The sequence below is a fragment of the Alloalcanivorax marinus genome, from assembly GCF_016785095.1.
Classification (GTDB): Bacteria; Pseudomonadota; Gammaproteobacteria; order Pseudomonadales; family Alcanivoracaceae; genus Alloalcanivorax; species Alloalcanivorax marinus_A.
This window is the reverse complement of sequence record NZ_JAEKJB010000009.1, coordinates 162,643-174,759: the sequence shown is the minus strand read 5'-3', so window position 1 is coordinate 174,759 and position 12,117 is coordinate 162,643. Positions and strand designations below refer to the sequence as shown.

The window sequence follows — 12,117 nt, the reverse complement described above, 5'->3', positions numbered from 1 at the left end:
GCTGAAGCCGCTCCTACAAAAACGTGTGGGAGCGGCTTCAGCCGCGATGCATGGACGACGGCGGGAACAGCCCGGACAATAGCGGCCCTGGCGAAGCAAAGGAACGGACATGAGCGAACGCGCGCTGCCCCTGGCCGGGGTCAAGGTAGTGGAACTGGGTCAATTGATCGCCGGCCCGTTCGCCGGCACCCTGCTGGCGTACTTCGGCGCCGAGGTGATCAAGGTGGAGCCGCCCGGCGGCGACCCGATCCGTGGCTGGCGTAAGCTGGACCAGTCCGGCACCTCTTTCTGGTGGCGCAGCATCGGCCGCAACAAGCGCTCCGTGACCCTGGATTTGAAGAGCGACGCCGGTCGCGATCTGGCGGCGCGGCTGATCGACGGCGCCGATGTGCTGATCGAGAACTTCCGCCCCGGCACCCTGGAAAACTGGGGCCTGGGGCCGGATCGTTTCAGCGACAGCAACCCGGGGCTGATCTACACGCGCATTTCCGGCTACGGCCAGGACGGCCCCTACGCGGACAAGCCCGGCTACGCCTCGGTGTGCGAAGGCATCGGCGGGCTGCGTTACGTGAACGGTTTCCCCGGCGAACGACCGGTGCGGCCCAATCTGTCCCTGGGCGATACCGTGGCCGGCCTGCACGCCGCCCTGGGCATTTTGCTGGCGCTGTTCGAGCGGCGCGGCAGCGGCCAGGGGCAGGTGGTGGACGTGGCGCTCTATGAAACCGTCTTCAATCTGCTGGAGGCGGTGATCCCTGAGTTCGACGGCGCCGGGCTGATCCGCGAGCCCGCCGGGTCCACGGTCACCGGCATCGTGCCCACCAACACCTACCGCTGCGCCGACGGCAAGTACGTGATCATCGGCGGCAACGGGGATTCCATCTTCAAGCGGCTGATGGTTACCGCCGGCCGCGCCGATCTCGCCGAGGACCCGCGTTTGGCCCACAACGCCGGCCGGGTGGAACACGAAGAGGAAGTGGACGGTGCCATCGAGGCCTGGTGCGCCACCCTGGACAGCGCCGAGGTGCTGCGTTTGCTGGAGGACGCCCGGGTGCCCTGCGGGCCGATCTACAGCGCCGCCGACATGATGGCCGACCCGCACTTCCAGGCCCGTGGTCTGTTCCAGAAGGTGGAGATCAACGGCAAACCGTTGAAGATTCCCGCCATTGCCCCGCGCCTGGCCGGCACCCCCGGCGGCACTCGCTGGCCCGGCGGCGAGGCCGGCGCCCACACCGAGGCGGTGCTGCGAGAGGAACTGGGCCTCTCCGAGGAAGAATTCCGCCGGCTGCGCGCCGACGGCGTGATCAATTGAGCGGGAAGTCGGTCCAGCCGTCGGTCCACACCCGGGCGGCGCCGGGCCGCACCGCGCCCAGATAGAGCGCGGTTTCGTCCCAGAATTCCCCCTGCGGCGGCGTGCTGGCGCCGTTCTTCAGCGGCGAGGCGCTGGCCGGCGTGTAATCCGGGCGCGCCAGATCCACGGCATTGCGCGGCAGCAGCGGGTCCTCGCCGAAACGCAGGCCCGGCAGGCCCTGGAAGTAGCGGCGCTCATCCAGGCCCGCGTCATCGTCGCCTTTCCCGCTTTCGTCCTCGAACCAGGTCAATCCCCGGGCGCCGATGTTGTGCACCAGCACCGCGTCGAAGGTCAGGGTGCCATCGTTCAGGTTGGCCACCGTGCTGGCGTCGCGGATATCCAGGGTTTCCCCGGAGAAACCGCTGATCAGCATGTTGTGAAAGTGGCCGCCGGTACCCTCGCGCAGGGTCATGGCACGCTGGTGCTGGGCATGGCTGCGCGGGCTGATCAGCGACACGTTGTACATCACCGGTTCGGAACGCGGGCGGGCATCGTGGCGGTCGCCGTTGTTGTCCGCCTCGAAGGCATTGTCGCCGTTGCTGCTGTACTGCTGGGCGATCAGGAATTGCACCCGGCCACGCCAGCCCCAGTCCCAGTCCAGGGAATCGTCGCCGGCGCCGGTGATCAGAATATGGCGCAGGTCGGCGCTGCCGCCGAACAGCTCGATGCCGTCGTCCAGAGCCCGATGGACCTGCACATGCCGCACGATGGTGCCGCTGCCGCAACCGCCCAGGGTGAGGCCGTTGAGTTCGTTGTTGGCGTACACCTCGAAGCCGGCGAACTCGATGCGCGCGTACTCCAGCACGCCGCAACTGCCCGCCGCGTTGTCGCCGCCGAAGGCACCGCGCGGATCGTCCTCCGGCACGCCCTCGATCTGGGCGTCGATCTGGTTCACCGGTGCATCGCCGAGCAGCACCACGCCACCCCAGTCGCCGGCCTGTCGGGTACCGTCCGCCTGATTGCTGGTGAACACCACCGGTGCGTCGGCGCGACCGGCGGCGTGCAGGCGCGCCGCCCGGGTCACCACCAGGGCGGAGCCGGGGCGGCCCTCGATGCGCGTGCCGGGCTCGATGGTGAGCTGGCCGCTTTCCACATAGACAATGCCGTCCAGTATCCAGGTGCGGTCGGCGCCCCAGTGCCGGTCGCCATCGAGGCTGCCGCTGACCACCTGTTCGCCGGCGAGCATCACCCGCAGCGGTCGGTACAGCAGTACCCCGGCGGCAATCAATAGCACCACGGCGAGGGTCGCCAGCCATGGCCAGGGCGGGCCGCCTCGGGGCGATTCGGCGGACGCCGCCGGCGGGGTTCGCGCGGGCGCGCCCTGGCCGGGCTGACGACCGAGCAGCACTCCCTGGCGGTTGGCGGTTTTGAGCTGGCGGCCCAGGTCGCGGATGCGCGGGTTGTCGCTGGTCAGGGCCTGCTCGATGATCTCGGCCCGGTATTCGGAGTCGTTGAGCAGGGTGTTGAAATGAATGAAGCGAAGCCCGCCGCCGCCTTCGCGGTCATAGCTCTGTTTCAATTGCCACAACAGCTCCACCAACCGCGCGCGCGGCGAAGACTCGGCGCTCATGCTCGACCCCCTCCGAAAATGTTCTATCGTTCGGAAGTCTGAGGATCGGGCATGACCGCTTTATGAAGAGGGCGGGGCCTATTCGGCGAGGATCTTGTCGGCGGCTTTCTCGGCGATCATCACCGTGGGCGCGTTGGTGTTGCCGCCAATCAGCGTCGGCATGATGGAGGCATCCACCACCCGCAGCCCTTCCAGCCCGTGCACCTTGAGGTCCGGGTCCACCACCGCCTGATCGTCGACACCCATCTTGCAGGTGCCCACCGGGTGGTAGATGTTGTCGCACTTCCGGCGCAGGAAGTCGCGGATCTGTTCGTCGCTTTGCACGCCGTCGCCGGGCAGGATCTCGGCGCCGCGCCAGGGGGCCAGGGCATCCTGGGCCATGATGGCGCGCATCGCCTTGACGCCGCGCACCATGCCTTCCATATCGTCCGGGTGGCTCAGGAAGCGCGGGTCGATCAGTGCCGGTGAGCGCGGGTTGGCGTCCGCCAGGCCGATGCCGCCACGGCTCTTGGGGCGCAGAATGCAGACGTGGCCGGAGTAACCGTGGCCGAAACTGAACAGCCAGTTCAACCCGTGGTTGTCGAGTTTGGCGGCGGTCAGATGCAGCTGCAGGTCCGGGCGCGGTTCCTCCGACCGGGATTTGATGAAGCCGCCGGCTTCCGCCACGTTGGAGGTGAGTTGGCCATTGCGGTGCACGAAGAAATCCCACAGTGCCTTGGCGCCGGTGAACGGCAGCTCCCAGGAGCCCAGCGACAGGGTGTCGTGGCGGCGGTTGCGGTGCACCACCAGTACGTCCGGATGATCCTGCAGGTTCTCGCCCACGCCGGGCAGGTCATGGACCAGCGGGATGCCGTGTCGGGCCAGTTCGTCCCGCGGGCCGACGCCGGACAGCTTGAGCAATTGCGGTGAATTGATGGCGCCGCCGCAGACGATCACCTGGCCGCCCTCGATGGTCTGTTCTTTCCCCTTGCGCTCCAGGCGTACGCCGGTGGCCCGCTTGCCGTCGAACTCCACCCGGTGCACCAGGGCCTCGGTGAGCACGGTCAGGTTGTCGCGAGCCATGGCCGGGTGCAGGTAGCCCCGCGCCACGCCCCAGCGTTCGCCGTCCTTCTGATTGACCTTGTACAGCGCCACCCCTTCCTGGACGTCGTTGTTGAAGTCATCGGTGGCCGGATGCCCGGCCTGAATGCCCGCCTGCACGAAGGCCTCGCTGACCGGGTGGCGGAAGCGCAACTCGGCGATGTTCAGGTTGCCCTGGTCGCCGTGGAATTCATTGGCGCCGGGTTCGTAGCGCTCCGAGCGCTTGAACACCGGCAGCACGTCCTGGTAGCTCCAGCCCGGATTGCCCAGCTCCTGCCAGTGGTCGTAGTCCCACGGGTGGCCACGGGTGTAGCACATGGCATTGACCGCCGACGAGCCGCCCAGGGTCTTGCCCCTGGGAATATAGATCTGGCGGTTGTTGAGCGCTTTTTGTGGCACCGTGTAATAGCGCCAGTTGCGGGCGTTGGAGCGCATCAGCCAGATGATGCCGGCGGGAATGCGCACGAACAGATTATCGTCGTCCGGACCGGCCTCGATCAGGCACACCTTGTTGTTGGGATTTTCCGATAGGCGATTGGCCAGAACGCAGCCGGCGGAGCCGGCGCCCACGATCACATAGTCGAACGGCATGGCGCCCCCTGGAGAATAAAAGTGTCATTGAACAATGGCAGTATAACGGCGCCATCACAGCGATGTGATTGACCTTTTGTATCCGCGCCCCGGCCAATGCGTCGCCGGTAACGATGCGGCGCGGTTGCGGATTCGACGCCGTGCTGTTTATGATTTGTGCAATTCTGCTTTCTGATTAGCCGGTCGCGGTCGGTTAACCAGAGACCAGGGCAGGCCGCGCCGGACCGGAGCCGAACCCGGAGCCAGGGCGCGCCGCCGCGAAGCGCGGTCGAGTCGCCAAGAGCGGATCCCGCCTTCCCGTTCGCCCGCCACCGTATCGTCGTTATCCAGGGTGCCGCCCGCCGCGTGCGGACGCCGCCGTCAGGAAACTCCCGCCAGCGCGGGTTTGAAGTCGTCGGACGGGCGAGGTCGTCGAATGAGTGAACGAATACTGCGGTTGGACAAAGCCGGCACGCCGGTGGAGTGGCTTGATTGGCAGGCCGCGGCGGTGCTGTACGCCCGAGGGCTGGTGACCTGGACCCTGGGCGACGTGATCTATCAGCTGCGGGGCGGCGTCAGCCGCCTCACCGGCGACCGCTCCCGCTTGATGCTGCACTCCATCATCGCCTGTGACGGTCTCGCCAGTCCGCGCCGTCGCACCCGGCCGCCGCTCACCAACCGCGCCCTGTTTCGCCGCGATCAGCACCTTTGCCTGTACTGTGGCAAGCACTTCCCGGAAGCCCGTCTGACCCGCGATCACATCCGCCCCACCTCCCGGGGCGGTCGCGATAACTGGCTTAACGTGGTGGCCGCCTGCCGGCGTTGCAATCAGCACAAGGGCAACCGCCTGCCCGAGGAAATCGGCATGGAGCTGCTGGCGCTGCCCTATGTCCCGAACATGGCCGAGTATCTGGCGCTGATTAACAGCCACCGTATTCGTGGCGATCAGATGGAGTTCCTGCGCGGCCAGTTCGGCAAGGACAGTCGTCTGCTGTGAATAAAGCGTGAATTGTAAAAAAGAGGCGGATAACACATGGTTTCAGATAATTAGCACTTACTTGACGGCATCCTTCATGCTGTATTGCTATCCTGAGTCTTTGCATAACAAAAAGGATAGCCGACGCCTTGACCCGACTGTTCCTCTCCTTGCTGCTGCTTGCCCTGGCCGGGCTGACACGGGCCGATCCGCCGTCCGCGGCGTTCTATTACGGGCCCGATATTCCCTGGCGTGAACTGGCCCTGTTCGATCTGACCGTGATCGAGCCGGCCCAGGCCAAGGCGCCGCCGGCGGACCAGGTGGGTCGGGTATATGCCTATGTAAGCCTGGGCGAGGTGCTGCCCTCCCGGGATTACGCCGCTGGCATTCGCCCGGAGTGGGTGCTGGGCGACAATCCGGACTGGCAAACCCGGGTGCTGGATTTGTCCAAGCCGGCATTGCGCCGGTACCTGATTGAGCAGGTGGTGGCGCCGTTGTGGCGCCGTGGCTACCGACGTTTCTTCTTCGATACCCTGGACAGTTACCGCCTGGGCGTGGAAAGCGAGGCGGCCCTGGCCGAGCAACGTCAGGGACTGGAAACCCTGATCCAGAGCATCGCCGCCACCTTCCCCGGCGCCCGCTTCATTCTCAATCGCGGCTTCGAGCTGCTACCGGCGGTGCACGCGCACGTGGACGCGGTGGCGGCGGAATCCCTGTACCAGCGCTGGCGTCCGGATCTGCGCCGTTACCAGGCGGTCTCCGAGGAGGACCGCCAATGGCTGCTGGACCGGTTCGCCGAGGTGCGTCAGCGCTATCAATTACCCACCATCGCCATCGATTACGCGCCGCCGGAAGACCGTGACGGCGCCCGGGAACTGGCGCGGCGTATCGCTGGCCACGATGTGATTCCCTGGGTCAGCAACCCGGCGCTGGACATGCTCGGCGTGGGCCGTCGCGAGGTGATGCCCCGGCGGGTCCTGATGCTGCATGGCACGCCACCGGGCGGCCCCTGGGAGCAATCCGAGCTGGTGCGCTACGCACTGATGCCAGTGCAGCACCTGGGGCTGGTGCCGGACATTCGCTATCAGGGCGGGGTGATGCCGGCGGGCACCCTGCGCGGTCGCTACGCGGGCATCATTACCTGGCTCAATGAGCCGGAACAGGTAAGCCCGCGGTTAGGTGCCTGGCTGGCTCGGCAGGCCGAGGCCGGAGTGCCGGTGGTGATGCTGGGCCGGCTGCCGGTGGCCGCCGGCGAGCGTGCCGCCGGGGTGTTCGGGCTTCAGCCCCGTCCGCAGCCGGCGGCGCCACCCCGGGTGGCGCGCCAGGCGCCGGAAATGGGGTTCGAGGCACCGCTGCCCGGCCTGTTGCAGGTGGCCGACGCGGTGGCGCTGGATCAGGGGCGCGGCCAGCCCTGGCTGACTCTGTCAGCCGGTGACCAGGAATACACGGTGGCGGCGGTCACCGACTGGGGCGGCTTTGCCCTGAATCCGTTCGTGGTCAGTTCGTTGCTGCCCACCGTGCAAAGCGACGAAACCGCCGAGCGCTGGTTGCTTCAACCCCTCGTTTTTCTGCGTCAGGCGCTCAAGCTGCCGCCCATGCCGATCCCGGATGTGACCACCGAGAATGGCCGTCGGCTGCTGTTCGCGCACATGGACGGCGACGGCTTTCCCAGCCTGGCGGAGGTTCGCGGCTACCGCAATCAGGCCGCCGGCGAGGTGCTGCTACAGGAAATTCTCAAACGCTACCGGGTACCCACCACCCTCTCCGTGATCGAGGGCGAGGTGGCGGAAACCGGCCTCTACGCGGACCGTGCCGAGGAACTGGAGGACATCGCCCAGCGTATGTTTCTGCTCGATCACGTGGAAGCCGCCACCCATACCTATTCGCACCCGTTCTACTGGCGCGAGTCCCTGCGTCACCCCGATCAGGCCGCCAGCGCGGACGGCACCGCCCTGCGCCTGCCGATCGCCGACTACCGGCTGGATCTGGAACGGGAACTGGTGGGGTCGGCGGATTACATGAGGCGGCGCCTGCTGCCACCGGACAAGCCGGTGAAAATGGTGCTGTGGAGCGGTGACACCGTGGCCACGGAAGCGGCCCTGAAGATCGCCCGTGAGAACGGCCTGCTGAACATGAACGGCAGCGACACGGTGATTACCGAGAGTGCTCCCAGCTGGACCCTGATCAAAGGCATCGGTTTGCCCAAGGGCGATGAATACCAGGTGTTCGCCCCCAACCAGAACGAAAACCTCTATACCGGTCGTTGGCAGGGGCCCTTTTATGGTTATGAGCGGGTGATCGAAACCTTCCGGCTTACCGGCGAACCGATCCGTTTCAAGCCCATCGACATCTATTACCATACCTACATCGCCAGCAAGAACGCCTCCCTGACGTCCCTGAAAAAAGTCTACGACTGGGCCTTGGCCCAGCCGGTGAATCCGGTGTTCGCGTCCGAATACGTGGCCAAGGTGCTGGATTTCAACCGCATGGTGGTGGCCCGGGAAGGGGACAGCTGGTTGGTGCGCGGCGAGGGCGATCTGCGCACCCTGCGCCTGCCGGACGGCGTGGCGCCGCCGGCACTGGCCGATAGCCAGGGCGTGGCCGGCTACCGGGACCAGGCTCCCGGCCCCTATGTGCACCTGGCGGACGGGCAGGCCCGTTGGCGGCCGGGGCCGGACCACGCCCCGGGACTATGGGAGGCCAACGGTCGCCTGACCGGCTTCCTGCGCTTTGACGATGGTCTGACGTTCTCCCTGCGCGCTCATGTGCCGCTCACCTTTACCCTGATCCAGCCGGCGGGTTGCCGGCTGCGCCACCAGGGGCGCACCCTGAACCCGGTGGCCCGGGATGGCACGCATTACCGTTACAGGAGTGACCGGCGTGAGCTCGAAGAGCTACGGCTTCAGTGTGGCCCATGACCGCTGGCGGGTGATCGGTCCGCTGGAGTTGTTGGTATTGGCGCTCCTGGTGGTGCTGGTGTGCTGGCTGGTGTTTCCCCGCGATTTGTCCAGCATCCTGCGTAACGCGCGCATGGACGCGGTCACCTTGTCCTACGCGCGCACCTGGCTGCAGGCGCGACCGGACGATTATGAGCTGCGCCTGCTAATGGCCCGCGACCTGATCGAGCTGGGGCTGTTCGAGCAGGCCGAGGAACAACTGGACTACGTGGCCGGGCAATCCAATCAGCGCGAGCTGCTCAATTTGCAGGCTTGGTTGCGCGCGCGCCTGCCGTTCGTGGCGCTGATGGCGCTGCCCGCGGAGGAGCGCGCCGACAGCCCGATCTCGGTGGAGGCCGGTTTCGCCCTGCGCCGCGTCGATCCGACCGACCTGGGCGATGACGAGGTACGGCGCTACGCGGACATGGCCCTTCTGTTGGGCAATCTGGACGCGGCGGTGCGAGCCTACCATTTGCTGGCCGAGCGTCAGCCGTCGCCTTCCACCTGGTATCGCCAGGCGGCCACCGATCTGCTCGCCCATGGCCGCTACCGGGCCGCCGCCAATGAGTACCTGCTGGCGATGGAGAGCCAGACCGATCCGGCGCTACGCCGGGCCGATTTTCTACAGGCCCTGGCCACCTTGCAGGCCGGCGGGCTGCTGGATCAGGCGCTGGCGGTGGGTCGCCGCCAGGGGCCGGCGTTCGCGGATCAACCGGAGGTGCTGTACCGGCTGATGAACCTGGCGCGGGCCGCCGGCGACCACCGCCAGGCGCAGTTCTATGCCACCCGGCTGCTACGGCTGGACGCCGATCCGACGCCCGTGACGGGGGACGGTGCATGAGGCGGCTCGCAAGGCGGGTGCTGATGCCGGCGCTGCTGGGGCTGGCCGCCAACGCGGTGGCGGCGCCGGTGCCTTATGAGCAACGCTATTACGAGGATGGCTACCGGGTGTTCGTGGAGGCCGGCAATCTGCCGCGCGCCCGCCAGGTGGTGGAGAACGCTCTCTACTGGCGCCCGGACGATCCGGTCTGGATTGAACGCCTGGGCCGGGTGGCCGGCTGGCAGGGGGATCTGGAAATCGCCCTGGCCGCCTGGCGCAAGCGGGCGGAGACCGATAATGACGAGAACGCCTGGCAGCAGGTACTGATCCTGGCGCCGCTCACCTACAACGACGAACTGACCCTGCGTGCCCGGCGCCGGCTGCTGGCCCGCCACCCCCGTGATCCGGAGCTGGTGGCCCGGGTGGCCGACGAATACGAGCGCCTCGGGCGCCCGGAGGAAGGGCTTGCCTTTCTTGATGATTGGCGCCGCCGTCACCCCAGCCCCGCCCTCTATCGGGCGTTGCAACGGCTGGCGGAAAACAGTGGCCAGGATCGGCGCGCGGCGGGCTATTACCGGGCCGCCATGGAGCGCTATGGCGTGGAGCCGGAGGCCGCCATGCGTGCCGCCGATCTGACCTGGTTGCAGGGCGAGCGGGCGCTTGCCTATCGTCACCTGGTGGAGGACGCCGAGCGCCTGGACTACCACCCCGGCGTGACCCGTCGGCTGGCGGTGATGGCCTCGGAGCAGGGCGATCTGGACGCGGCCCTGGCGCACTATCAGCGGCTGGACCGGCGCGGCGATGCCGGCGTGGCGGATTATCAACGTTATCTGCAATTGGCCCGTTACGGTGCCCCGGACCGGTTGGCGCACATTTTTGACCGGCTTTGGCGGGCCACCGGCGACCCGGGGCTGGCCCTGGCCCGCCTGGCTCTGCTGCGCGAGCGCGGCGATCGCCAGGCGCTGAGCGCATTCCTGGAGGAGCTGGACGACGATCAGCGTCGCCTGTTCATGGCGCGCCCGGATTTTCTGCGCGCCTACGCCGATTACCTGCTCGGCCAGGGCGACCTGGCCGGTGCCGAGCGCTTGCTGCGGCGGGCGTTGTCGCTGGCGCCCCGCGATGGCGATACCCGGCTGGCCTGGCTGTGGTTCCTGATCGCCAGCGGTAACGACCGGGAGCTGGTAGTGACGCTGGCGGACGCGGAGCCGGGCTACCGCCAGCGTCCGGCTTACTGGGAGGCGCTGGCCGCCGCCAACCTGGCCCTGGACCGGCCGGAGGCGGCGTTGCGTTATCAGCGCGCCCTGCTGGCCCGCGACCCGTCCGACTGGCGCCGCCGCTGGGCCTATGCCCAGACCCTGCTGGCCGCCGGTCGTGACCGCCAGGCCTGGCCGGTGATGCGCGCCCTGTGGCGGGAGCCGCCCGCCGAGGCGGACATTGCCCCGGCCGCCCGTTCCCTTTACCGGGAAATGCGTTCCGCCCTGGCCAGCCGGTTCGAGGCGGGCGACGGTCAACTGCGTTTTCAGCAGCGCGCCTGGGCCGACACCACCGAGGCGGAGCGCGCCGACCGGGCCGAATGGCTGGCCCAGTGGGCCCTGGCCATCGGCGCTCCGGAGCTGGCCCGGCGCGCCTACCGGCTGCAGCGCCATCGGCGTGGCGGCACCCTGCCGGCGGGGTCGGCGTTGGCGCTGGCCAACCTGGAAAGCGACTATCAGCGTATCGGTGCCTTGCGCGCGGAGCGCGCCGGAGCGCTTACCGCCGGTGAGCGGCTCGACGCGGACACCACGCTGGGCCGTGAACGTCTGGCGGCGGCGGAGCTGGCCGAGCAGCAGCGTTGGGCTCCGGAGCGGGCGGATCGGCACCCCCAACAGGAGAGCCTGTTACTGCCGGCCTCAAAGCGTCTGGATCTGGCACTGGAGCGCCGGCGTCTGGGGCCCCTGGCGGTGGACGACGAAAGCCTCGGCCAGAACCTGCCCCTGGGGGATCGCTGGGCCTGGGGCTGGCGCGCCGAACAACGCCATTTCAGCAGTGAAGACGAGACCCGCCTGCGGGTGGACGAGACCGCCCGGCGCCTGGAATTGACGGCCGGGCGCCAGGGCACGGCGCTGGATGCCGGCGTGACGCTGGGCTGGGAGCAACGCTTCGACCGTGACGACGCCGATCTGCGGTTGACCCTGGAAGGAGACCCGACGGCCCGCTGGGACTGGCGCTTTCAATACCGGTGGCGGGCGGCGGCGGACGAAAGCTCCGAGTTGCTGTTGGCGGGCCGGCGCGATGGCCCGTCCCTGGACCTCACCTGGCGGCCCGGCAGCCATTGGAACAATGGCCTGTCCCTGGCTCATTATGATTACCATGACCTGGACGACGATGCCCTGGGTCAGGGCTGGCGGGCCAGCGCCCGGAGCACCTGGCGCCCGTGGCGCTCGCGCTGGTCGCCGGGGCTGCGCCTGCGCCATACCCGGGCGGGCTTCTCGGGGCAGCGGCCGCTGACCCTGGAGGCGGAGCTGGCGCGGCCCGACGCGGCGGATACGCCGGCGGTGCCGGAGAGTTATCACGAAACCGAGCTGGCGTTGTTGCTTGGCTCCCCGGACCTGCATGCGCGGCCCCATCGGCTGCAGGCCTGGGCGGAACTGGGCCTCACCGACAACAGCCGCTCCGGGCTCGGCTTCAACGGTCGACTGGGGGCCGAGGGGCCGTTACTGGGCCGCGACGCCTGGCGGCTGTACGCGGAGCGAGGGTTGAACACCGGTGGCGCCGAGGAGGACAGCCACCGGTTCGGCCTGGAATACGAATTTTATTACTAGCATCGCCAAGGAGAAC

7 protein-coding genes are annotated in these 12,117 nt (G+C 67.9%); 5 read left to right on the top strand and 2 right to left on the bottom strand.

All coding sequences use genetic code 11. The features are described 5' to 3' along the window. Nucleotides 1–109 precede the first annotated feature (109 nt). Nucleotides 110–1,309, top strand: a complete 1,200-nt coding sequence (locus JF515_RS12515; RefSeq protein WP_203104772.1) for a CaiB/BaiF CoA transferase family protein — start codon at nucleotides 110–112, stop codon at nucleotides 1,307–1,309. Here JF515_RS12515 and JF515_RS12510 read toward each other — a convergent pair. Both JF515_RS12510 and JF515_RS12505 read right to left on the bottom strand, forming a co-directional pair. Next, nucleotides 1,302–2,918 (bottom strand): hypothetical protein, encoded by a 1,617-nt coding sequence (locus tag JF515_RS12510; RefSeq protein ID WP_203104771.1) that lies wholly within the window; start codon nucleotides 2,916–2,918, stop codon nucleotides 1,302–1,304. The two genes, JF515_RS12515 and JF515_RS12510, sit on opposite strands and share 8 nt — an antisense overlap. 78 nt (nucleotides 2,919–2,996) lie before the next feature. Next, nucleotides 2,997–4,589 carry a GMC family oxidoreductase gene (locus JF515_RS12505; protein WP_203104770.1) on the bottom strand — a complete coding sequence of 531 codons (1,593 nt, stop codon included), beginning with the start codon at nucleotides 4,587–4,589 and terminating at the stop codon, nucleotides 2,997–2,999. 415 nt (nucleotides 4,590–5,004) lie between these two features. On the opposite strand from JF515_RS12505, the gene JF515_RS12500 reads away from it, so the two are divergent. From JF515_RS12500 to JF515_RS12485, 4 genes are all read left to right on the top strand, one after another. After that, nucleotides 5,005–5,565 carry an HNH endonuclease gene (locus JF515_RS12500; protein ID WP_203104769.1) on the top strand — a complete coding sequence of 187 codons (561 nt, stop codon included), beginning with the start codon at nucleotides 5,005–5,007 and terminating at the stop codon, nucleotides 5,563–5,565. 128 nt (nucleotides 5,566–5,693) lie between these two features. Then, on the top strand, nucleotides 5,694–8,462 hold the full coding sequence (locus tag JF515_RS12495; RefSeq protein WP_238401045.1) for a bifunctional glycoside hydrolase 114/ polysaccharide deacetylase family protein: 2,769 nt from the start codon (nucleotides 5,694–5,696) through the stop codon (nucleotides 8,460–8,462). Next, on the top strand, nucleotides 8,425–9,321 hold the full coding sequence (locus JF515_RS12490; protein WP_203104768.1) for a tetratricopeptide repeat protein: 897 nt from the start codon (nucleotides 8,425–8,427) through the stop codon (nucleotides 9,319–9,321). The genes JF515_RS12495 and JF515_RS12490 overlap by 38 nt, the downstream gene beginning before the upstream one ends. Then, nucleotides 9,318–12,101 carry a tetratricopeptide repeat protein gene (locus JF515_RS12485; protein ID WP_203104767.1) on the top strand — a complete coding sequence of 928 codons (2,784 nt, stop codon included), beginning with the start codon at nucleotides 9,318–9,320 and terminating at the stop codon, nucleotides 12,099–12,101. Before JF515_RS12490 ends, JF515_RS12485 begins: the two co-directional genes overlap by 4 nt. Nucleotides 12,102–12,117: the final 16 nt, after the last annotated feature.